Annotated in this window: 18 protein-coding genes; 14 read left to right on the top strand and 4 right to left on the bottom strand. The window is 64.5% G+C overall.

The genetic code is table 11. The features are described 5' to 3' along the window. Positions 1 to 276 precede the first annotated feature (276 nt). From MSG32_RS09720 to MSG32_RS09695, 6 genes are all read left to right on the top strand, one after another. Positions 277 to 1,188 carry a DUF3450 domain-containing protein gene (locus tag MSG32_RS09720; protein WP_248379286.1) on the top strand — a complete coding sequence of 304 codons (912 nt, stop codon included), beginning with the start codon at positions 277 to 279 and terminating at the stop codon, positions 1,186 to 1,188. Beyond that, positions 1,188 to 2,639 carry a MotA/TolQ/ExbB proton channel family protein gene (locus MSG32_RS09715; RefSeq protein WP_248379285.1) on the top strand — a complete coding sequence of 484 codons (1,452 nt, stop codon included), beginning with the start codon at positions 1,188 to 1,190 and terminating at the stop codon, positions 2,637 to 2,639. The genes MSG32_RS09720 and MSG32_RS09715 overlap by 1 nt, the downstream gene beginning before the upstream one ends. Then, on the top strand, positions 2,632 to 3,255 hold the full coding sequence (locus MSG32_RS09710) for a MotA/TolQ/ExbB proton channel family protein (protein WP_084589252.1): 624 nt from the start codon (positions 2,632 to 2,634) through the stop codon (positions 3,253 to 3,255). The genes MSG32_RS09715 and MSG32_RS09710 overlap by 8 nt, the downstream gene beginning before the upstream one ends. Further along, positions 3,248 to 3,646 carry a biopolymer transporter ExbD gene (locus MSG32_RS09705; protein WP_043331884.1) on the top strand — a complete coding sequence of 133 codons (399 nt, stop codon included), beginning with the start codon at positions 3,248 to 3,250 and terminating at the stop codon, positions 3,644 to 3,646. Before MSG32_RS09710 ends, MSG32_RS09705 begins: the two co-directional genes overlap by 8 nt. Position 3,647: 1 nt before the next feature. Continuing rightward, entirely contained in the window at positions 3,648 to 4,442 is a 795-nt protein-coding gene (locus MSG32_RS09700) for an energy transducer TonB (protein WP_248379284.1), read from the top strand. Between the two features lie 133 nt (positions 4,443 to 4,575). Then, positions 4,576 to 5,871: a hypothetical protein gene (locus tag MSG32_RS09695; RefSeq protein ID WP_248379283.1), complete on the top strand. Its 1,296-nt coding sequence runs from the start codon at positions 4,576 to 4,578 to the stop codon at positions 5,869 to 5,871. Positions 5,872 to 5,999: 128 nt separating this feature from the next. On the opposite strand, the gene xthA is transcribed toward MSG32_RS09695, so the two are convergent. Next, the gene (gene xthA, locus MSG32_RS09690; RefSeq protein ID WP_248379282.1) at positions 6,000 to 6,812 is read right to left on the bottom strand and encodes an exodeoxyribonuclease III; all 813 of its coding nucleotides are present in this window, start codon (positions 6,810 to 6,812) and stop codon (positions 6,000 to 6,002) included. Continuing rightward, positions 6,812 to 7,078: a hypothetical protein gene (locus MSG32_RS09685; protein ID WP_043331879.1), complete on the bottom strand. Its 267-nt coding sequence runs from the start codon at positions 7,076 to 7,078 to the stop codon at positions 6,812 to 6,814. Before MSG32_RS09685 ends, xthA begins: the two co-directional genes overlap by 1 nt. A 1,018-nt stretch (positions 7,079 to 8,096) precedes the next feature. Between MSG32_RS09685 and MSG32_RS09680 the strand changes: the two genes are divergently transcribed. Further along, positions 8,097 to 9,401, top strand: a complete 1,305-nt coding sequence (locus MSG32_RS09680; protein ID WP_248379281.1) for a DEAD/DEAH box helicase — start codon at positions 8,097 to 8,099, stop codon at positions 9,399 to 9,401. Between the two features lie 217 nt (positions 9,402 to 9,618). Continuing rightward, positions 9,619 to 11,757 (top strand): ATP-dependent DNA helicase DinG, encoded by a 2,139-nt coding sequence (gene dinG, locus MSG32_RS09675; protein WP_248379280.1) that lies wholly within the window; start codon positions 9,619 to 9,621, stop codon positions 11,755 to 11,757. A 159-nt stretch (positions 11,758 to 11,916) separates the two neighbouring features. Here dinG and MSG32_RS09670 read toward each other — a convergent pair whose 3' ends face one another. Beyond that, positions 11,917 to 13,005: a 3-deoxy-7-phosphoheptulonate synthase gene (locus tag MSG32_RS09670; protein ID WP_043331875.1), complete on the bottom strand. Its 1,089-nt coding sequence runs from the start codon at positions 13,003 to 13,005 to the stop codon at positions 11,917 to 11,919. Between the two features lie 533 nt (positions 13,006 to 13,538). Between MSG32_RS09670 and rpoE the strand changes: the two genes are divergently transcribed. Together rpoE and MSG32_RS09660 are read left to right on the top strand one after the other, a co-directional pair. Beyond that, complete coding sequence (gene rpoE / locus MSG32_RS09665) at positions 13,539 to 14,141, top strand: RNA polymerase sigma factor RpoE (protein WP_248379279.1); 603 nt, start codon at positions 13,539 to 13,541, stop codon at positions 14,139 to 14,141. A 367-nt stretch (positions 14,142 to 14,508) separates the two neighbouring features. Continuing rightward, positions 14,509 to 15,246, top strand: a complete 738-nt coding sequence (locus MSG32_RS09660; protein ID WP_248379278.1) for a sigma-E factor negative regulatory protein — start codon at positions 14,509 to 14,511, stop codon at positions 15,244 to 15,246. A gap of 184 nt (positions 15,247 to 15,430) precedes the next feature. On the opposite strand, the gene MSG32_RS09655 is transcribed toward MSG32_RS09660, so the two are convergent. Next, positions 15,431 to 15,676 (bottom strand): VF530 family protein, encoded by a 246-nt coding sequence (locus MSG32_RS09655; RefSeq protein WP_043331871.1) that lies wholly within the window; start codon positions 15,674 to 15,676, stop codon positions 15,431 to 15,433. A 127-nt stretch (positions 15,677 to 15,803) separates the two neighbouring features. Here MSG32_RS09655 and MSG32_RS09650 point away from each other — a divergent pair, with 127 nt between their 5' ends. The 4 genes from MSG32_RS09650 (at position 15,804) to lepB (ending at position 21,009) form a co-directional block, all read left to right on the top strand. Further along, positions 15,804 to 16,274, top strand: coding sequence for a SoxR reducing system RseC family protein (locus MSG32_RS09650; protein WP_052384327.1), 471 nt, complete (start codon positions 15,804 to 15,806; stop codon positions 16,272 to 16,274). Between the two features lie 317 nt (positions 16,275 to 16,591). After that, the gene (locus tag MSG32_RS09645; RefSeq protein ID WP_248379277.1) at positions 16,592 to 18,007 is read left to right on the top strand and encodes a DegQ family serine endoprotease; all 1,416 of its coding nucleotides are present in this window, start codon (positions 16,592 to 16,594) and stop codon (positions 18,005 to 18,007) included. Between the two features lie 322 nt (positions 18,008 to 18,329). Next, positions 18,330 to 20,150, top strand: a complete 1,821-nt coding sequence (lepA, locus tag MSG32_RS09640; protein WP_248379276.1) for a translation elongation factor 4 — start codon at positions 18,330 to 18,332, stop codon at positions 20,148 to 20,150. A gap of 55 nt (positions 20,151 to 20,205) precedes the next feature. After that, complete coding sequence (gene lepB, locus MSG32_RS09635) at positions 20,206 to 21,009, top strand: signal peptidase I (RefSeq protein WP_054554987.1); 804 nt, start codon at positions 20,206 to 20,208, stop codon at positions 21,007 to 21,009. The last annotated feature ends 19 nt before the right edge of the window (positions 21,010 to 21,028 follow it).

Genomic DNA, 21,028 nt, shown 5'->3' with positions numbered 1-21,028 from the left:
GCCAATCAACGCGACCCGCTTCGGCGGGTCGCGTTTTTTTGTGTCTGCGGGCAAGGGTGGGGGCGAGGGCAGGGGAGAGAGTGTCAGGAGAAAAGTGCAACGCTGCATTGCAGGTTTCAGGGCCTGCTGATGGGGCAGAGCGAGGCAAGATCAATTGATAATTGTTCTTGTTTGTAATACCGTCCATGCCAGTGATTTGCATTTCCACTCGGAAGCCACTAGCGGCCTGGCAGGCGACCGAGGATGCAACCAAGCCTAGTTCTTCAGGAGATGTCCGTGCGGCGTTCGACTTCTTTCCCCTTCCCGTGCGTGCGAGCCCTTGGCGGCCTGCTCCCGGCGCTGGTGCTGCTTGCACCGCTGACAGCCACGGCATTGCCGGCGCATGCCGAGACACTGCGTGACAGTGCCGCCACTCATCAGGAAGCCCAGCGTGAGCTGCAGGCGCGCATCGACGCCGCCGATGACGAGACGCGTGCGCTGCTGGTGCGCCTGCGCGAAGCGCGTCAGGAAGCCGCGCGTCTGGAAAGCTATACCGCGGAGCTGACGCCGCTGAATGCTGACCGCGCGGCGCGTATCGAGCGCCAGCGTACGGCGCTGGAGAATCTCGAGGCCACGCGCGAGTCGCTGCCGGGCCTGCTGCGTCAGCAGGTCGAGGAGCTGGCGGACTTCATCGAGCAGGATCTGCCGTTTCTCAAGGACGAGCGCCTCGCGCGCGTCCAGCGTCTGCGTGACAACCTCTCCAATGCCAGCCTGAGCAATGACGAGCGCCTCGATCAGCTGCTCAACGCCTGGCAGCAGGAGCTGAGCTACGGTCAGGGCTTCGATACCTGGCGCGCAGGACTTGTCGGTGGGGAAGACACTAAGGTGCAGTATCTGCGTGTCGGCCGCGTCGGCCTCTATTACCTGACGCTGGATGGTCAGCATGGTGGCGCCTGGCAGGCCAGAAATGGCAGCTGGCAGGTACTGGATGACAGCGGCCTGGAGGCGCTGCGCAAGGGCATCAGCATGGCGCGTGACCAGCAGGCACCGTCACTGGTGACCCTGCCGCTGTCGGTGCCGGTCGAGGACGTCGAGCTGGCTCCGAAGGGGCGCCTGTCGCAGTCCGCGCTCGAGAGCGCCGATCAGGCTGCCGCGGCAGTCACCAGCACACGCACCACCACTACCCGTACCGCGCAGGAGTCCAGCTGATGGCGACGAATTCACAAGCGCCATGCGCGTCTCTGTCACGCCTGTTGCTGACGGCCGGCACCCTGGGGCTGCTGACGTTGTCATCTCCCGCCGTGCTGGCAGCGACCGGCAGTGCCGAGCAGTCATTGAGCGTCGAGCAGTTCGAACAGGCCGCCAGTCAGGCCGAAGGCCGCGACCAGGCGCGTCTCGACACCCTGTTGTCGGATCGCGAGGCACTGCAAGCGGCGGTCAGCGAGGCCGAGGCGCGGCGTGACAGCCTGCGCGAGACGCGCGCGACCCTCGAGGCCGAAGCGCAGGAACAACAGGCGACCCTCAGCGGTCTGGACGAAGAGCGTCAGGCCCAGCAGGGCGATCTCGGTCAGGTGTTCGAGGTAGCGCGCAAGCATGCCCGCGAGACGCGTGAAGCCCTGGCGGGCAACTGGCTGCTGGTCGGCGGCCAGGCGCGTCTGCCGGACCTGGGGCCGCGTGATGAGGTGCCGGGCCGCGAGCGACTCGCCGCCCTGACCGCGGACATCCGCAGCATCGCCACCGAAAGCGGTCGCGCGCTGCGCTTCCAGGCACCGCTGGCCGGGCCGGATGGCAGCATCAAGCCGCGTGAGATCGTGCGCGTCGGCGAGCAGATGGCCTTCAGTGGTCGCCACCTGCTGGCACCGCTGTCGGAAGACAAGGCCGTGGATGGCCCCTCGGCACTGGACACCCTCGGCCTTGCGGGTACCACGCCGCTGCGCATTCGCAAGCAGCTGGCGGCCTTCGATGCCGGCGACAGTGATCGTCTGAGCTTCGATCCCACCGGTGGTGATGTCACCCAGGCACTGGCGCGGGCGCCGCGTCTCGGTGAGCGCCTCAAGCAGGGCGGCGCCGTCGGTTACGTCATCGTCGGTCTTGGCGTGCTGGGCCTGATCATCGCGCTGATCCAGCTGGTGCGTCTGTCGCTGACCCGCCGGGCGGTCAAGCGTCAGGAAGCCGACCTGAGCCAGCTCAGTGACGACAACCCGCTGGGCCGTGTGCTGCATCGCTTTGAAGGCATGCGCCATGATCACGAGCCGGAAGCGCTCGAAGCCCGTCTCGACGAGGCGTTGCTGGCCGAGCAGCCCAGGCTCGAGCGTGGCCAGGCGCTGGTCAAGCTGCTGGCTGCCATCGCGCCGCTGCTGGGTCTGCTGGGTACCGTGACCGGCATGATCGGCACCTTCCAGTCGATCACCGTCTTCGGGACCGGCGACCCCAAATTGATGGCCGGCGGTATCTCCCAGGCGCTGGTGACCACCGTGCTGGGTCTGGTGACCGCCGTGCCGCTGCTGTTCGCCCAGACCGGACTTTCCAGTCTGTCCAAGGGCCTGATGGGCCGCCTCGAGGGTCGCGCCAGCGCACGTCTGGCCGACCACCTCGAGAAGCGCGCCCCGAGCAAGGCTGCCAGCGCGGCAGCGCGTCAGCGGGATACCGAGCATGCCTGATTCGTTGGCCGCCTCTTCCTTGCTGAGCGGTGGCTTCGCGCCAGTGATGCGGCTGGTGGAAAGCGGTGGCCCGCTGATCGTGGTGATCTGCCTGATCGCCATGGTGCTGTTCGGGCTGGCGCTGGAACGCGGCCTCTACTGGCGGCTCGTGCATCGTCCGGCACGTCAGCAGTTGATTCGCGACTGGGTGGCGCGCAGCGAGCACCACAGCTGGTCGGCGCTCACCCATCGCGAAGTGCTGACCCGTGAGCTGCTGTCACGCCTGCGCGCGCCGCTGCCGTGGCTCAAGCTGCTGGTGCTGATCTGTCCGCTGGCCGGCCTGTTGGGCACCGTGACCGGCATGATCCATGTCTTCGATTCGCTGGCGATCGCCGGCACCGGCCAGGCGCGTGCCATGGCCGATGGTGTGGCACGCGCCACGCTGCCGACGCTGGCCGGCATGGCGGTCGCGGTGGTGGGCCTGATGTTCGTCACGCGTTTCGAGCGCGTGGTGCGTCGTGAAGACCAGCGCCTGCACGACCGTCTGGCGCGCGCCGTCGACGATGCACGTTCCGGCATGTCCGCTGCGAACGGCTTTGATTCCTCCTCTGATACAAGCGAGACACCACATGCGTAGACGTCGCATGGAGGCCGCGGAAGACAGCGGCGAGATCAATCTGACGCCGATGCTGGATGTCGTCTTCATCATGCTGATCTTCTTCATCGTCACCACCAGCTTCGTCAAGGAGTCCGGGGTCGAGATCCAGCGTCCGGAAGCCTCCAACGCCACGGCGCGCCCTGACGCGGCGGTCATGGTCGCCATCACCGCCGAAGGCGCGGTGTGGGTCGACGGCAAGCCGGTGGATGCCCATCGAGTCGGCGACGCCGTGGCCGATCTTGCCGATGGTCAGCCGGTGGTGATCCAGGCCGACAGTCGCTCACAGACCGGCCTGCTGGTCGAGACGATGGATGCACTGCGCAACGCGGGTGTGCAGGACATCGCGGTCGCCGCCTCGAAGGGCGAATGACATGACGCGACGCCTGTATGCCAATCGACTCGTCGGGCTTGTCGGCGGCGCCTTGCTGGCGCTGGTGCTGTTCTATGCGCTGGCCTTGCTGGTCGCGCCGCCGGTGAACGACACGCCGCCACCGGAGCCGCTGTCGGTCTCCACCGTTCAGGCGCCTGAAGAGGCACCGGAGCCCGCGCCGGCGGCGAGTGAAAGTCTGCCCACGCCGCCGGCCGAGCCACCGCCGCCACCCAAGGCAGCGCCGATGCCGGCACCCAAGGCGACAAGCCCGGTGGCGATTCCCGAGGTCAAGACACCATTGCCGCCGACGCCAGAGCTGACCATGGATGACAGCTTGCCTCCGCTGGAAGTCGAACGTCCGCCCAAACCGACCCCCAAGCCGAAACCGACGCCCAAGCCGGCATCCAAGGCCAAGCCGGAGCCCAAGGCGGTCGCCAAGCAGGCCGAGGCCGCTTCATCGGCGCAGTCAGCGTCTGATGCGTCATCACAGGCCGCGGCGAAGCCGTCCAAGCCCAAGGCGGCCCCGGCGGCGCAGGGTGGTTCACCGCGACCCATCGTGCGCACCGCTCCCGAATATCCGAGTCGCGCGCGTCGCCGCGGCATCGAGGGCTTCGTCGAGGTGGCGTTCGTGATTCGTCCGGACGGCAATGTCGATGGTGGCTCGCTGCGGGTGGTGCGTGCCGAGCCGTCGGGCGTGTTTGACCGGGCGGCGATGAAGGCGATCGCACGCTGGGAATTCCCGGCCGCGGGCAATGCGCGCCAGGCGCGCCAGCGGCTCGAGTTCCAGTTGCGTTGAGGCAACCCATGACCCCGTGGCGTGGGCTTTCATCGGGTGTCTGATGTGTGTCATATGTCGTCATCTCTGATGCCGTGGACTTGTCGGCAATGCGCCGGGTCATGGCAGCGGATGAACGCAAGAGGAAAGACTCATGGTAGCGAAATCCACACCGCCACAGGACGCCGACAGCGCTGAGCGATCGCGAGGCCTGATGGCGCGGGCGCGCCAGCTGCTGACACGCGGCGGGCGCCGACTCACCCGCGTGACGCTGGTCTCGACCTGCCTGATGCTGATGATGGAAGTCGGTGGCATCAGTGCGGCCCATGCGGCGACGCGCGTCTCCGCCGAAGTGGCGGGGCAGTTGCGCACGCTGCAGTCACGGCTGGATGAAGGCGATTATGACGCGGTCGGTGAGCGCGCCGAGCGTGAGGCCAAGCGCCAGCGTGGTGAAGTGCGTGCGCTGTATCTGTCATTGGCGGCTAGTGCGCGTGCGCGCCAGGGCGATCAGGCCCAGGCGGCGCGTCTGTATGCCGAGGCGCGTCGCCTGCCGGGCGTCAATGCCTCCCAGGCCCGCGAGTGGCTGCGTCGTGAAGCCATGCTGCGCCTGCGCGCCGGTGAGCGCGACAGTGGTATCGCTCGCCTGGCGGAATATCTGCACGGCGGCTCGGCGAGTGCCGATGACCTGTGGCTGGCGGTCAGCCTGGAGGCCAATCGGGGTGACTGGGCGCGCGCCGAGGACTGGCTGGAGCGTGCCAGCAAGGCGAGTGCGCCGAGCGGTGATCGCCTGAAGCTGGCCGTCAGTGTCTATCAGCATACCGGCCGCCATGGCGCGGCGGTGGCGCTGGTCGAGCAGGGACTGGGCGAGTCACGCGACCCGCAGGACTGGCAGCGTGCCGTGGCGCTCTATCAGCGCCTCAACCAGAACACCCGCGCCGCCAGCACCTGGGAAGCGGCGTGGGCGGCGGGGATCGTCAGCGGCAGTGACGCCTACCAGCAGCGAGTCGACCTGCAGCTGGCGGCCGGTGCGCCGGCGCGGGCGGCGGAGCTGATCGAGGCGGGGCTTTCGAAATCCGCGACACCCGAGGGGCAGCCGCTGCTTGACGATACCCCGGCGCTGCGTCGCCAGCTGGCACAGGCCTGGACGGCGGCGCGCGATGTCGAGCATGCGCTCAATGCCTGGGCAGCCGTCTCGCAGCAGAGCCAGTCACTCGAGGATGCCCGGCAGTATGCCGAGCTTGCCTATGATTGGGGCCGCTGGGAAACGGCGCAGCAGGCGCTGGCCGCGGCCGGTGAGCGTGGCGATGATTCGGCGCGTCATTGGCTGCTCTCCGGCGTGGTCGCCAGTCAGCTGGAGCAGTTCGACCCTGCGCGTGAAGCCTTCAAGAAGGCTCAGGCGCGTGGCGCCGAAGGGGCCGATGCCTGGTTGAAATCCGTCGCGCAGCGCTGATGACGTAAGACGCTTACGACCCAGCGCTGTCTGAGCATCACTGCAACGAAAACGCCGCCTTTCCTGAGACGGGGAAGGCGGCGTTTGCGTGTCTGGCGATCGTGTTCGCGCTGGCGTTGCTCAGCGCATCAGCCGATATCGGTCCACACCGGGGCGTGATCAGACGGCTTTTCCATGCCGCGCAGCGCGTAGTCGACACCGGAATCCTTGATCAGCGGAGTCAGGCCGGGGCTGGTCATGATCAGGTCGATGCGCAGGCCACGCCTGGGCTCACGCTCGAAGCCGCGTGAGCGGTAGTCGAACCAGCTGAACTGGTCATCGACTTCCGGGTGCACGTGGCGGAAGCTGTCGGTCAGGCCCCAGGCGTAGAGGCGCTCCATCCACTCGCGCTCGATGGGCTGGAAGCTGGTCTTGCCTTCGCGCAGCCAGCGCTTGCGGTTGGGTTCGCCGATGCCGATGTCGCGGTCGGTGGCCGAGATGTTGTAGTCGCCCATCACCACCACATGCTGCTTGGGCTGGTGGTCTTCTTCCAGCAGGCGGAACAGCTGCTGATAGAAGCGCGTCTTGTAGGGGAACTTCACCGGGTGCTCGACATTCTCGCCCTGGGGGAAGTAGCCGTTGTAGACGATCAGCGGCTCGCCGTTCGGACCGTCGATCTCGACGCCGATCATGCGCTTCTGGGCATCCTCGTCGTCATCCGGCATGCCGTAGTGCACCTTCTTCGGCACCTGACGGGTCAGCATCGCGACGCCGTAGTGGCCCTTCTGGCCGTGCCACACCACGTGATAGCCCAGCGCCTCGATGTGCGCGTGGGGGAATTCACTGTCCTGCACCTTGGTTTCCTGCAGGCCAATGACTTCCGGCTGATGCGTCTCGATCAGCGCTTCCAGCTGATGCGGACGCGCACGGATGCCGTTGATGTTGAAGGAAATCAGGCGCATCACGCTTCGCCTCCACCATCATCCTTGGAGGAGCTGTCTTCCTTTGCCGGCGCATCAGGGTGCAGCGGCAACAGCGGCGCGGCGTTCATGCGCTCCAGCTTGGCGGCCGCCTGGGACTTGCGCTGGTCCTTCTTCTTGGCCACGTAACGCGGCCCGGAATGCACCTGGTCCGGGTTCTCGGCGCGCCACTTCTTGAAGTCCTTGCGGCGGCCGGTACGAATCTGCACCTTGTCGGCGATGGAGCGGCTCTTCTTTCTACGTGTCATCTTCGGGCTTTCCTGTTCGGTGTCGGCAGTCGCCAGCCTTGAGTCGCACGGCAAGGCCGCGGCACGCGGGCAACCGCATCAGTTGTCGGGCATTCTACCAGCCTGCATGGGGCGGGTGCCATGAGGGGCGTCGTGGTGAGAAGCATCGCGTGTCGTGCACGCGAGGATGTCTCGCGCCGAGTGCGTCATGATGCAGGGGCGCGAAGACGCCGGCGGGCTGGTACAATATGTCGGCGTTATCGTCGCTGCCCGCAGGTGAGGTGCGTGACTGGCCGCTTGAATCGGCGCCTTGTGTCTCATGCACGATGGCGGGTCGCCTGCCCCTCGGGGCGCGCTTCCCCTCACGCATGTCAGAGACAACGGCTTGCCGGACGCGCCAGTCTTGCTGCCATTGCCCGTGCCAGCGACATGCAATATGCAATATGCAATATATGAGTGTTACCTGAATGACCCTGGCAGGTACGCCGCCCCGGCCCACACAGCAAGACAGATAGACAGACGGGCGGCGGCGAACTGTCCCGTGGCGTGGCCAAGGTTGCCCGGCAGCCTGATGCCCGCCCGATGAAGAAGCCCTTTCGACCGACACGCAGTATCGGTCGTCCTTGTGGCGACCCATGAGCCTGTCCGTTGCGTGAGCCCGGCGATGACATGACCGGTGCCACGTGAGCAGACCCTCATGGCAGACGTCCGCTCCAGTCCCTTGCCGAACATTCGGGCAGGGGAGCGCTGGATGCGTGAATCCGTCAAGAACAGGTGAGAGCATTCGTGTCCTTCTGCACCCGAGGCCTGCGTGGCCTCGGAGACGCACACCCAGGGGGTGTTGCCGCAGAAGGGCAGGGGATGGCTCCCAATCCGGTAAAGGCGCATGCAGCCCGAGACTACCGCGCATCAGGCGCGAGTCAGGCGAACCAGGTGAGACGACTGGGCATGACGAACCAACCGGGTGTGGCCTGTCACGGCGAGATTCCGAGAACGACCCGCGCCTGTCGCATATGAACCCTTGAAAAGAACGGATTACATGAGCGAGACGGATCAGACCCAGCCAGCCGCTGAGCAGACTCAGCAAGAGCCGCAGGACCCGAACCAGAAGCCGAGAAAGCCCAAGCGTCGTCGTCGCAAGCCGCGCCGCTCCCAGTCCAAGTGGAACCTCGAACAGTTCCCGGTCGCGCCGGTCGCCGGCCAGTGGCGCTTCCATGATTTCGATCTGCCGCTGCCGCTGATGCGTGCCATCCAGAAGGCCGGCTTTGAATACTGCACCCCGATCCAGGCCCAGACCTTCGAGAAGGCACTGCTGGGTGGTGACGTGGTCGGTCGTGCCCAGACCGGCAGCGGCAAGACCGCCGCCTTCCTGATCGCCACCCTGGCCTACTTCCTGGAAGAGAAGGCGCCGGAAGGCCAGAAGCCGGGCGCGCCGCGTGCCGTCATCATCGCGCCGACCCGTGAGCTTGCGCTGCAGATCGAGAAGGACGCCAAGGCGTTCTCCGAATTCGCGCGCATCTCGGTGGCCTGCGTGGTGGGTGGCATGGACTACCAGAAGCAGCGTGAACGCCTCGAGCGCAAGGTCGACCTGCTGGTCGCCACGCCAGGCCGTCTGCTCGATTTCCACACCAAGCGCGATGTCGATCTCTCCGAGACCGAGGTGCTGGTGGTCGACGAAGCGGACCGCATGCTGTCGATGGGCTTCATTCCCGACGTCAAGCGCATCATCCGCGCCACACCGCGCCCGGAAGAGCGCCAGACGCTGCTGTTCTCCGCCGAGCTGTCTTCCGACGTGCTGGGGCTGGCCGAGCAGTGGACGCATGAGGCGACTCAGGTCGCGGTCGAGCACGAAGCGACGGCTGCCATCGCGGCGGACAACGACGCCGTGCAGACCTACACCGTGAGCGATGATGACAAGCTGCGTCTGTTGATCAATCTGGTGAAGCAGGGCGAGATGGAGCGCTCCGTGGTCTTCGGCAACAGCCGTGGGCTGGTGCGCAAGATCAACGCCGCGCTCAAGGAAGCCGGTATCGAGTCGGCGGTGATGTCCGGCGCGGAGACCCAGACCGAGCGCCTGGAAGCCCATGAGGCCTTCCGCAACGGCAAGCTCAAGGTACTGGTGGTCAGCGATGTCGCCGGGCGTGGCTTCGCACTCGAAGACGCGACCCATGCGATCAACTTCACGCTGCCGGAAGTGCCGGAGGACTACGTTCACCGTGCAAGCTTCAGCGATGTGACCTTGATCAGCTTCGTCGGTGAGGAAGATGTCTTCTCACTGCCGGAAATCGAAGACTACCTGCAGGAAACGCTGCCGCGTCAGCAGCCGCCCCAGGGCCTGCTGTAACGCCTGCTTGCATCCGACCGGTCGCGATAGGGTGGCCGGCCGCGCAGGGCAGTCGAGGTGGATGGCAGTAGCACGCAAAGACGGCGGACAGCTCAGGCTGTTCGCCGTCTTGCGCTCCATGACCCGCAGGTTTGACGACAAGTGGCCAGTCGCCAGTTGTCGTCGGCCGGATGTCGTGGGTCAGGGGTGGATGGCCAGTTGAGGAGAGAGACACGCAATGCTGGAAGATAGCCTCAAGGGCGAGATTCAGGGCGCCTATCGCAAGTTGCTCGAGGGTCTTGAGCTGACGCCGCGTTACGGGCAGCGGCTGATGATCGCCGAGATCGCGCGCACCCTGGGCAACATCGAGCAGAATCCGGAAGGCTATCGCCTCGGCAACGAGCATGTCTGCGTGCTGGAGGCCGGTACCGGTACCGGCAAGACGCTGGCCTATCTGCTCTCCGCGCTGCCGGTGGCCAAGGCGCGCGGCAAGCGGCTGGTGGTCTCGACCGCGACCATCGCGCTGCAGGAGCAGGTCATGCATCAGGACCTGCCGGCGCTCAAGAAGCATTCGGGGCTGAGCTTCGACTACGCCCTGGCCAAGGGCCGTCGCCGTTACCTGTGCGTGCAGAAGCTGGATCAGGCGCTGGAAGGTGTCGAGGACAACCCGACCATGGCGCTGTTCGAGCGTGACATGATCGCCAGCGACGGCGGCAGCTTCGTGGAGCTGGCCGGCAAGATGGCCGAGGACTATGCCAGCGGCGAGTGGGCAGGGGACCGCGACAGCTGGCCGCTGCAGGTCGAGGACCGCGACTGGGCGCGTCTGACCACGGACCACCGTCAGTGCACCAATCGCCGCTGCAGCCACTTCTCGGCGTGTGCCTTCTTCCGTGCCCGTCGTCAGCTGGAGCAGGCCGACATCATCGTCGCCAACCATGACCTGGTGCTCGCGGATCTCTCGCTGGGCGGCGGGCTGGTATTGCCGTCGCCCAGTGACTGCATCTACGTCTTCGACGAGGCGCACCATCTGCCCGACAAGGCGCTGGATCACTTCCACCACCGCACGCCGATCAATCAGACGCTGCGCTGGCTGGGCAATCTCAAGAAGTCGCTCACCGAGCTGAATGCGGCGCTGGGCAGTCAACCGACCATCGGGCGCCTGCTGGCGCGCATGCCCGAGTTGCTGGCGGATATCGAGCCGCGTCTGGGCGAGGTGTTCGGGCTGGGGCATCAGCTGGCGGATCTGCCCAATGGGGCCGGCGAGGACGTCACCAATCATCGTTTCGAGCGCGGCCAGGCGCCGGAGGCGCTCAAGGAGCTGGGCCACAACCTGCTCAAGGGCTTCGCGGAGCTGTCGCGGGCGCTGGAGCAGATCGCCGACATCCTGCGTGAGAGCCTGGATCCGGAGAAGGCCACCGGCCTGCCCAAGGAGAATGCCGAGGACTGGCTGCCGCTGGTGGCCCTGCTGCACGGGCGTGCGCTGGAAGCCCATGCGCTGTGGGAGGCCATCGGCCTGAGCGACCCTGCCGATGGGCCGCCGCATGCGCGCTGGCTGACCTTCGAGCGCTTCAATGGCGAGCCGGAGATGACCGTCTCGGCAAGTCCGGTGTCGGCCGCGGAAACGTTGGCGCGTCATCTGTGGGGCGCCTGTTTCGGCGCGGTGCTGACGTCGGCGACCCTGACGGCGCTCAATCGCTTCGAGCGCCTGCAGGAGCGCGCGGGCCTTGCCAATCGCTATCGCTATCAGCGCCTGCCCAGCCCGTTCGATTATGGCAAGGCGGTGCTGGCCATCCCGCGCGAGGCGGTGGAGCCGTCGCCACCCGGTCCGCATGAGCAGGCGATCGTCGACTTCGTCAATGCGCTGGATGTGCGCGAGGCGGTGCTGGTGCTGTTCAGTTCGCGCAAGCAGCTGGCGGCGGTCAACAAGGCGCTGGACAGCGAGACCCGCAAGCGGGTGCTGGCGCAGAGTCGTCTGCCCAAGCATGAGCTGCTCAGTCAGCATCGCAAGGCGGTGGATGGGGGGCGCGGCAGTATCATCTTCGGGCTGGCGAGCTTCGCCGAGGGCATCGACTTGCCCGGCAAGTATCTGACCCACGTGGTGATCACGCGGCTGCCGTTCGCGGTGCCGGATGACCCGGTCGGTGCGACGCTGGCGGAGTGGATCGAGTCGCGGGGCGGCAACCCGTTCATGCGCATCGCGGTGCCGGATGTCTCCATCAAGCTGGTGCAGGCCTGCGGGCGCCTGATCCGCAAGGAAGCCGATGAAGGGCGTATCACGATTCTGGATCGACGCATCCTGACCAAGCGTTACGGTCAGCAGTTGATCGAGGCCTTGCCGCCCTTCGTGCGCGAGATCGATGGCGTGCGCCAGAACTGATGGGTCAGACGTGATGGGGCAGAACTGATGGGGCAGAAGTGATGGTTCAGGGCTGATCGATCAGAGCTGGCCCGTCAGCTGTCGACCCAGCAGCCACAAAAAAAGCCCCGCCAATCGGCGGGGCTTTTTCGTTCATCCAATGCGGCCGGTCTGATGCTGTCAGGCTTCGGCAGGCTGCTCGAGGCGAGCGCGCAGCGCGTCCTTGAGCTTGGCGTCCATGGTCTTGAAGGTGTCTTCGGTGGTGGCCCAGTCGATGCAGGCATCGGTGATGGAGACGCCGTATTCCATCTTGCTGCGGTCGGCATTGATCTTCTGCGCGCCCCAGTTGATGTGCGACTCGACCATCAGACCCATGATGGAGCGATTGCCTTCGAGGATCTGCTGGGTGACGTTCTCCAGCACCAGCGGCTGCAGGCCCGGGTCCTTGTTGGAGTTGGCGTGGGAGCAGTCGACCATCAGGTTGGCGGTGACGCCGGCCTTGGCCAGTTCCTGCTCGGCCAGCGCGACGCTGACGCTGTCGTAGTTCGGCTTGCCGTTGCCGCCACGCAGCACGACATGGCCATAGGCGTTGCCACGCGTGCGGATGATCGCGACCTGCCCGGCCTGGTTGATGCCCAGGAAGTTATGGCCGTGGGACACGGACTGCAGGGCGTTGACGGCGACATCCAGCGAGCCGTCGGTGCCGTTCTTGAAGCCGACCGGGCACGACAGGCCAGAGGCCATCTCGCGGTGGGTCTGGGATTCGGTAGTGCGGGCGCCGATGGCGGACCAGCTGATGCAGTCCTGCAGGTACTGCGGGGAGATCGGGTCGAGGGCTTCGGTGGCCAGCGGCAGGCCCATCTCGGCCAGTTCGACCAGCAGGCCGCGCGCGATGTGCAGGCCTTCCTCGATCTCGAAGGTGTCATTGAGGTGCGGGTCGTTGATCAGGCCTTTCCAGCCGACGGTGGTGCGCGGCTTCTCGAAGTAGACGCGCATCACGATGTAGAGGCTGTCCTTCACTTCCTCGGCCAGTACCTTCAGGCGACGTGCGTAGTCACGGGCGGCGTCCAGGTCATGGATGGAGCAGGGGCCGACCACGACCAGCAGGCGCGGGTCTTCACCGTCCAGAATGCGCTGGATGGTGCGACGGCCTTCGATGACGGTCTCTTCGGCCTTGGCGGTCAGCGGGATGTCCTGCTTGAGCGCTTCGGGGGTGATCAGCACGTCCTGTGACAGGACGTTGAGGTTGTTGACGTGTTGTTCTGACATGACAGTGTCCTGAGCGGTGTGCGGTCTGCATGGCTGCTAGCAGAGTCAGACGGGCGTCTTCGCGCCCGCCATCCGTGTTGTGCGTACTGAATGACGTCCATGGTATCTGCTGCATGCCGGCTTGTCAGCGCCCTTGGGTCAAATTTAATCAACTGTCAAGCTGGCTGGCGCTGACTTGAGGCTCGTGTGGCTCAAGATAAGCGTAAATCGTAAAGAAATCGTTACGCTTTGACGTGTCAGCGTCGCCAAACGCTGTCATGGCGGGAGTGAACACGCAAAACCTGAGGCTTTGACGGCATGGCGTCTTGCCGTACAAATGATAAACAGGAACACTGTGCGTTGATTTTGGTCGCGTCAGCGGGCCGCCGGGCGCTTTTTCGCCCCGCGCCAGGCATCGCATCCATCACAACGAATATCAAAGGGGCCGGATAACGCATGCGCGAGTCGCAATTCCTGTCAGGTGCTGATGCCCCGGGGATTCCTGATGTGGAGTCCGCAAGCGGTGCCTCCACTCCCGCGGAGGGAGCGAGTGAATGAGTGTCAATGAAACGGACCAGCAGTTGGTCGAGCGCGCCCAGAAAGGGGATAACCGCGCCTTCGATCTGCTGGTCAGGAAATATCAGCACAAGATTCTCGGCCTGATCAGCCGTTACGTACACGATCATTCAGAAGTGCAGGATGTCGCCCAGGAAGCCTTCATCAAGGCCTATCGTGCGTTGCCCAACTTCCGGGCCGAGAGCGCCTTCTATACCTGGATGTACCGGATCGCCATCAATACGGCCAAGAATCATCTGGTCTCGCGGGGCCGTCGTCCGCCGGGCACCGACCTGGATATCGGCGATGCCGAGGTGGTCGATCAGTCCGGTCGCCTGTCGGACATCGAGACGCCGGAAGCCGCCATGGCGCGTGATGAGCTGGAGAAGGTCGTCTTCGAGGCCATCGAGAAGCTGCCTGAAGATCTGCGCACCGCCATCACGCTGCGCGAGTTCGATGGCCTGTCCTATGAGGATATCGCCGAGGTGATGCAGTGCCCGGTGGGCACGGTGCGTTCGCGTATCTTCCGCGCACGTGAAGCGGTCGACAAGGCGATCCAGGGGCTGGTCAGTCCCGCCGCGGCGGTGTCTGCCGTCGAGTGACGTCGCTGTTCTGCGTCGCCCCTGTGAGAGAAGAGCCACAAAAATTTTGTTGGTTAAATTCAATCAACTCAGTGGCTTGGCGAAATCTTGCAGCTAAAGTGAATGTTTTCTGAACGAATGGCGGAACAATCCGTGCGGCGCGTGTTCTTACTGTTCAGTAGTCATGTAGCTCAGCGACTGCGTGCATGAGCGCTGGAAAGTTGAGTGGTGAGGGGCAGGGCACGAAAGCCCCTCTTCCACGGCGCAGTAACGCTGTTTGCCGTTGGCCCGCTCGGGCCATCAGCCGCCATGGTGAATGACGCCATTTGTTGCCAGGAGTGCAGATTGAAGTCGTCGTTCAATCTGACGAGTGTGAGGGTATTTACGCATGAATCTGAAGACCACCGAATCCGTGAAGGAGTCGCTGTCCGCGCTGATGGATGCGGAGGGTGACGAGCTGGATCTGCGTCGTGTCCTCAAGGGGCTCGATGAGTCTCCCGAGGCTGCAGACACCTGGCGCCGCTATCACCTGGCGCGCAGTGCCATGCATCGTGAGCGTGAAAGCACCTTCACTCTGGATATCGCGTCGGCGGTCAGCGCCGAGGTCGAGCTGATCTCCCGCGAGGCTCCCGCGAGTGCACCGCCCGTGGCCGAGCGTCGCAGCCTGTTCTCCTTTGCCGGTTCCGCGGCCATCGCGGCAGGCGTCGCGGTGATGGTGATCACCGGCGTGCAGGTCTTCAATGGCGGCGACAATGCGGTGCCCGGCGGCGTGAACAGCGGTGCAGAGCTTGCCAGCGGTTCTTCCGCCAACCAGGGCGGTTCAGCCATCCAGGGCGGCACCGTGCGTCAGGTCAGCCAGCCGTCAGTGAATGCCGAGGCGTCTCAGTGGGTACAGCCCGGCGCCAACAGCGGCTTGATGCAGGTCGGCGTGACGCCCTCCAGCTCGCGTCCGATGTTCATGGCGCCGCAGAGTGGCAGCTACGATTCCGGCATGTCGTCCAGCAATGTCGCCGCGGCGGATCTCGCCCAGCGTCGTCTGCTCGAGGCCTACCTGAGCCAGCATTCCTCGCGTGGCCCGGTGCCGGAGCGCAGTGAGTGGATAAGCCTGCAGGATGTTGCCCAGTAACATTCGCTGGATGACTGGCTTGCGCTGGTGTCATTGCCAATGCAGATGAAAGCAGCATGGGCAGACAAGAAAAAGGGGCAGCCATTGGCTGCCCCTTTTTCTTGTCTGTATATCCTGGTTGCGCCCACATGACCTGGTCGCATCCGGCCAGCGTCGTCACTTGCCGGTGTGACCACGCTCGGCCTCAGTCATGCAGATAGCGATCTGCCGTCTGGATGTAGAGTGCCTCGACCTTGGCGCGCGCCCAGGGCGTGCGGCGCAGAAACTTGAGGCTCGAGTTGATGCTCGGGTCGCTGAGGAAGCAGTTGATGGGAATCAGCTCGCCCAGGGTCTCGAAGCCGTAGTGGTCCACCAGCCAGGTCAGCAGTGCCTTGAGGGTGACGCCGTGCAGCGGGTCCAGGCGGGAAGTGGATGGGGGTGCGTCGCTCATGCGGGCTCCTGTTGATGATATCGTGGGCGCTTGTCGGGCCTGAGGCGCGTGAAGTGCCGCCGTGAATGACGCTATTCTACGCGTATGTGTCGCCAGTGCGCGGCGAGTTTTTGCAGGAGTCAGCAAGATGATGCAGGAAGAGGGGCAGGTCACGGGGCATGGCAAGGAAGGCGTCTGGGTCGAGACCCAGCGTCGCTCCACCTGTGGTGCCTGCAATGCGCGCAGTAGCTGTGGCAGCGGCCTGTTGAGCCAGTTTTCGCGTCGCAAGCCGCATCGCGTGCTGATCCATGTGCCGGCAGGCGAAGACTTGCCGATGGTGGGCGAGCGGGTGGTGATCGGCATTGATGAGTCGGCGTTTCTGCGCAGTGCGGGCCTGCTGTATGGCCTGCCGCTGGTCAGCGGCATGCTGGGGGGGATCGTGGCCGAGCAGCTTGCGGGCGCTGGCACCCTGGCGGTGCCGTTGGGCTTCGCGCTCTCGTTGGCAGCGGGCCTGATGGCCGTGCGCTGGCATGCCGCGCGCCCTGAGCGCCAGGCACTCTACCGGCCACGCTTGATGCGTCGTCTCGGCATGGACGCGATGGCGATCAAGGCGCTGTAGTCGTCGTGCTCAAATGATGACGTGCTCAAGTGATGACGTGCTCAAGTGATAGCGGTAGTCGACTCTCTCGGCAGATCGGGGGAGTGACTTGCGTAGTCGGCAGGTGGCGTCGTCAGTCTGCATCAGGCTGGCCTCGGCACCTGTCGGATGTTGGCGACGCATGGTTGCGTCCAGCGCGGCACCAATCGCTGAACTTCAACGACGCTTCGACGTCAATGAGAAGGACGCCGCCAGCGATGTGACGCTGCCATCGTCAGTAGTTGCGTGATTGCACGCCTGATAACAAGTGATGACAGGACGTACCAGGAGCCGCACTGATGAAATCCCTTTCCCGCCTGATGGTACCTGCCTTGGCCATGGCTGCCCTGATGGGCTCCCAGCTGGTTCAGGCTCGTGAATTGCCCGACTTCACCCAGCTGGTCAAGGACTCGGCGCCCGCGGTGGTCAATATCGCGACCACCACCGAGATCCAGCGCAGCTCGGGGCCGGTGTTCCGAGGGCCCAATGGCGAAGAGATGCCCGAATTCTTCAAGCGCTTCTTCGGTGATCAGTTGCCTGGTCCGGGCCGCGGGGGCGTCGAGAAGCGCTCCAGTCTCGGGTCTGGCTTCATCATCTCCGATGATGGCTACATCATGACCAATGCCCACGTCATCGACGGTGCCGATGAGGTGATGGTGCGCCTCAACGACCGTCGCGAACTCAAGGCGCAGGTGGTCGGTGAGGACAAGAAGACCGATATCGCGCTGCTCAAGGTCAAGGCGGAAGACCTGCCGACCTTGCCGATGGGCGACAGTGATGCGCTGGAAGTCGGCGAATGGGTGGCCGCGATCGGTTCGCCGTTCGGCTTCGATCATTCCGTCACCGCCGGTATCGTCAGCGCCATCGATCGCACCCTGCCGTCGGACGCCTATGTGCCGTTCATCCAGACCGATGTGGCGATCAATCCGGGCAACTCCGGTGGGCCGCTGTTCGATCTCGATGGCGATGTGGTGGGCATCAACTCCCAGATCTATACCCGCTCCGGCGGCTTCATGGGCGTGAGCTTCGCGATTCCGATCAATGTGGCGATGGATGTCGCCGACAAGCTCAAGACCGATGGGCGCGTGGACCGCGGCTGGCTGGGCGTCGTCATTCAGCCGGTCTCCAAGGACCTGGCCGAATCCTTCGGGCTGGACCGCGCGCGTGGTGCGCTGATCGCCGATCTTGATCCGGACGGCCCTGCTGCTGCCGCTGGCCTCAAGAGTGGCGACATCATCACCGCCGTCGATGGCAAGGCGGTCGAGAGCTCGGCTTACCTGCCGCGCATGGTCGGTGCCAGCTCGCCGGGCGATTCGCTCAAGCTCTCCATCCTGCGCGATGGCAAGAGCCAGACGCTGACCGCCAAGGTCGGCCATTGGCCGGGCAGTGAGCAGGCGCATGCCGGCAAGGCCAGTGACGACAAGCAGGGGCTGGGTGTCGCGGTGGCAGAGCTCGACAAGGCCAGCTTGAACGAGCTCAACCTCGATCACGGGGTGCGCGTGATGGAAGTCGACCCGCAGGGCGTGGCTGCCGAGGCAGGCATCAGCGCTGGCGATGTGCTGGTCGAACTCAATCAGCAGCCGTTGACCAGCGTGCAGGCGCTGCGCGATGTGGTCGCCAAGCTGCCGACCAACCGTCCGGTCTCGCTGCGCCTGGTGCGCAATGGTCGTCCGCTGTACATCGCACTGCGCATGCGTTCTGACAGCGACAAGTGATCCCGCCAGCGCCTGACGCAAGCGTCAAGAACCTGGGCGACGAGCGCGCAGGCAACAGAAGGTGACTGCCTCCGGCAGGACGGCGGTCACTCCGGTAGCAGACGGGGCGCACGGGCGACTGTGCGCCCCGTCTGCTACCGGGCGGCCCTGCATGCTTACCCGAGATCAGGCGGGTTGTGACAGGGCCGGACGGGCGCAAAAGGCAACGCCTTCTATCATCGCTTGTGGTCGGACTGTACAATGCGTGCAATTCGATTTCCGTCGTCTCCCGTGTTGGCCGTGTGATTTCACGGAGACGGGCACAAATACAGAGCAGTGATCCATGACCGAACGCGTAACGCCGCCGTCCTTGAAGCATATCCGCAACTTCTCAATCATCGCCCACATTGACCACGGCAAGTCCACGCTGGCTGACCGCATCATCCAGCTGTGCGAAGGCTTGAGCGACCGTGAGCTCAAGGAGCAGGTGCTTGACTCGATGGACATCGAGCGTGAGCGCGGCATCACCATCAAGGCGCAGTCGGTGACCCTCGACTACCACGCTGACGATGGCAATACCTATCAGCTGAACTTCATCGATACGCCGGGGCACGTCGACTTCTCTTATGAAGTCTCGCGCTCGCTGTATGCCTGTGAAGGGGCGCTGCTGGTGGTCGATGCCGGCCAGGGCGTCGAAGCCCAGTCGGTGGCCAACTGCTACACCGCCATCGAGCAGGGCCTCGAGGTGCTGCCGGTCCTCAACAAGATGGATCTGCCGCAGGCGGACCCGGAAAAGGTCTCCCAGGAGATCGAGGAGATCATCGGCCTGGACGCGACGGATGCCTGTCAGGTGTCGGCCAAGTCCGGCATGGGCATGGAAGCGCTGCTCGAGCGTCTGGTGCGTGACATTCCGCCGCCCAAGGGCGATCTGGAGGCACCGCTGCAGGCGCTGATCATCGATTCCTGGTTCGACAACTACCTCGGCGTCGTCTCGCTGGTGCGTATCTTCGACGGTACCCTGAAGAAGGGCGAGAAGATCCGCCTGAAGTCCACCGGCCGTGACTGGGAAACCGGCGCGATCGGTATCTTCACGCCCAAGCGCAAGGAGACCGGCGTGCTGCGCGCCGGTGAGGTCGGCTTCATCGTCGCCGGTATCAAGGACATCATGGGCGCGCCGGTGGGTGACACCATCGTGCACACCAAGACCGCCGACAAGGTCGAGCGTCTGCCGGGCTTCCAGAAGGTCAAGCCACAGGTCTATGCCGGCATGTTCCCGATCAGCTCCGATGACTACGAGGACTTCCGTGACGCGCTGCAGAAGCTGGCGCTCAACGATGCCTCGCTGGACTACGAGCCGGAGAACTCCGACGCGCTGGGCTTCGGTTTCCGTGTCGGCTTCCTCGGCACCCTGCACATGGAGATCATCCAGGAGCGTCTGGAGCGCGAGTACAATCTCGATCTGCTGACCACCGCACCGACGGTGATCTATGAGGTGCTGATGGACAACGGCGATGTGCTGCCGGTGTCCAACCCGTCCAAGCTTCCGGACATGGCCAACGTCGATGAGCTGCGCGAGCCGATCTGCCGCGCTACCATCCTCGTGCCGCAGGAATATGTCGGCAACGTCATCACCGAGTGCGTCAATCGTCGTGGCGTTCAGCTCGACATGCAGTTCCTGGGTAGCCAGATCCAGCTGATCTATGAACTGCCGATGGCGGAAGTGGTGATGGACTTCTTCGATCGCCTCAAGTCCATTTCCAAGGGCTATGCGTCACTGGATTACAGCTTCGAGCGCTTCGAGGCGGCCAAGCTGGTGCGTCTGGATGTGCTGATCAACGGCGACCGCGTCGATGCACTGGCGGCGATCATCCACCGTGATCACGCACATGGCCGCGGCCGTCTGCTGGTCGAGAAGATGAAAGAGCTGATTCCGCGTCAGATGTTCGATGTGGCGATCCAGGCTGCCGTCGGTGGCCAGGTCGTGGCACGCTCCACCGTCAAGGCGCTGCGCAAGAACGTGACCGCCAAATGTTACGGCGGCGACGTCAGCCGCAAGAAGAAGCTGCTCGAGAAGCAGAAAGCGGGCAAGAAGCGCATGAAGCAGGTCGGCCGGGTGGAAATTCCCCAGGACGCCTTCCTTGCCGTGCTCAAGATGAACGACTGAGGCAGGCCGCCGACTGGCGGCTTGCCACCAAGACCCAGGGCAGACAGGGACAACGATGGATTTCTCGCTAGTATTGGTGATTGCCGTAGCGGTAGCCGGCGTGGTGTGGTTGATAGACCTGGTTGCCCTGCGCAGTGCGCGCAAGGCGCGTGTGGCCAAGGCCGAGGCCTCCGTCGAAGGAGAACTGGACGCTGGCACGCGTGAGAAGCTGGCGCGCGACCCGTGGCCGGTGGACTATGCCAAGTCCTTCTTCCCGGTACTGCTGCTGGTGCTGGTGGTGCGTTCCTTCGCGTTCGAACCGTTCCAGATTCCGTCCGGCTCGATGTTGCCGACGCTCAAGATCGGCGACTTCATCCTGGTCAACAAGTATGACTATGGCCTACGCCTGCCGGTGGTCGACACAAAGGTGCTGGAAGTCGGCGAGCCGGAGCGTGGCGATGTGATGGTGTTCCGTTTCCCGGAGGATCCGTCCACCAACTTCATCAAGCGCGTCGTCGGCCTGCCGGGCGATACCATTCGCTACGAAGGCAAGCAGCTCTACGTGAATGGTGAGGCCATCGACAAGACCTTGAATGCGCGCAACTCCAGTGAACAATCCGGTGAAGACCTGCTGGATGAGACACTGGGGAAACACGCCCATCAAATCTACAATAACCCTCAGGACCCCGGCCCGCAGATGCGCGAGATCCGGGTGCCGGAAGGCATGTACTTCGTGATGGGTGACAACCGTGATCACTCCAACGACAGCCGCTACTGGGGCTTCGTGCCGGAAGAGAACATCGTCGGCAAGGCGGTGGCGGTGTGGATGCACTGGAAAGAAGGGTTCCCGGACTTTTCCTCGGTACGCCTGATTCATTGATCAGTGCATTGACCGGGCC

The sequence above is a fragment of the Cobetia sp. 1CM21F genome (assembly GCF_023161745.1).
Lineage (GTDB): Bacteria > Pseudomonadota > Gammaproteobacteria > Pseudomonadales > Halomonadaceae > Cobetia > Cobetia amphilecti.
Note: the sequence above shows the minus strand (reverse complement) of the source record. Positions and strands in the feature narration are given on the sequence as shown.

Bases quoted from the DNA above. Each gene is read 5' to 3' on its own strand.
- MSG32_RS09715 (WP_248379285.1), top strand. From the start codon at position 1,188: ATGGCGACGAATTCACAAGCGCCATGCGCGTCTCTGTCACGCCTGTTG.
- MSG32_RS09710 (WP_084589252.1), top strand. From the start codon at position 2,632: ATGCCTGATTCGTTGGCCGCCTCTTCCTTGCTGAGCGGTGGCTTCGCG.
- MSG32_RS09705 (WP_043331884.1), top strand. From the start codon at position 3,248: ATGCGTAGACGTCGCATGGAGGCCGCGGAAGACAGCGGCGAGATCAAT.
- MSG32_RS09700 (WP_248379284.1), top strand. From the start codon at position 3,648: ATGACGCGACGCCTGTATGCCAATCGACTCGTCGGGCTTGTCGGCGGC.
- MSG32_RS09695 (WP_248379283.1), top strand. From the start codon at position 4,576: ATGGTAGCGAAATCCACACCGCCACAGGACGCCGACAGCGCTGAGCGA.
- xthA (WP_248379282.1), bottom strand. From the start codon at position 6,812: ATGCGCCTGATTTCCTTCAACATCAACGGCATCCGTGCGCGTCCGCAT.
- MSG32_RS09685 (WP_043331879.1), bottom strand. From the start codon at position 7,078: ATGACACGTAGAAAGAAGAGCCGCTCCATCGCCGACAAGGTGCAGATT.
- MSG32_RS09680 (WP_248379281.1), top strand. From the start codon at position 8,097: ATGAGCGAGACGGATCAGACCCAGCCAGCCGCTGAGCAGACTCAGCAA.
- dinG (WP_248379280.1), top strand. From the start codon at position 9,619: ATGCTGGAAGATAGCCTCAAGGGCGAGATTCAGGGCGCCTATCGCAAG.
- MSG32_RS09670 (WP_043331875.1), bottom strand. From the start codon at position 13,005: ATGTCAGAACAACACGTCAACAACCTCAACGTCCTGTCACAGGACGTG.
- rpoE (WP_248379279.1), top strand. From the start codon at position 13,539: ATGAGTGTCAATGAAACGGACCAGCAGTTGGTCGAGCGCGCCCAGAAA.
- MSG32_RS09660 (WP_248379278.1), top strand. From the start codon at position 14,509: ATGAATCTGAAGACCACCGAATCCGTGAAGGAGTCGCTGTCCGCGCTG.
- MSG32_RS09655 (WP_043331871.1), bottom strand. From the start codon at position 15,676: ATGAGCGACGCACCCCCATCCACTTCCCGCCTGGACCCGCTGCACGGC.
- MSG32_RS09650 (WP_052384327.1), top strand. From the start codon at position 15,804: ATGATGCAGGAAGAGGGGCAGGTCACGGGGCATGGCAAGGAAGGCGTC.
- MSG32_RS09645 (WP_248379277.1), top strand. From the start codon at position 16,592: ATGAAATCCCTTTCCCGCCTGATGGTACCTGCCTTGGCCATGGCTGCC.
- lepA (WP_248379276.1), top strand. From the start codon at position 18,330: ATGACCGAACGCGTAACGCCGCCGTCCTTGAAGCATATCCGCAACTTC.
- lepB (WP_054554987.1), top strand. From the start codon at position 20,206: ATGGATTTCTCGCTAGTATTGGTGATTGCCGTAGCGGTAGCCGGCGTG.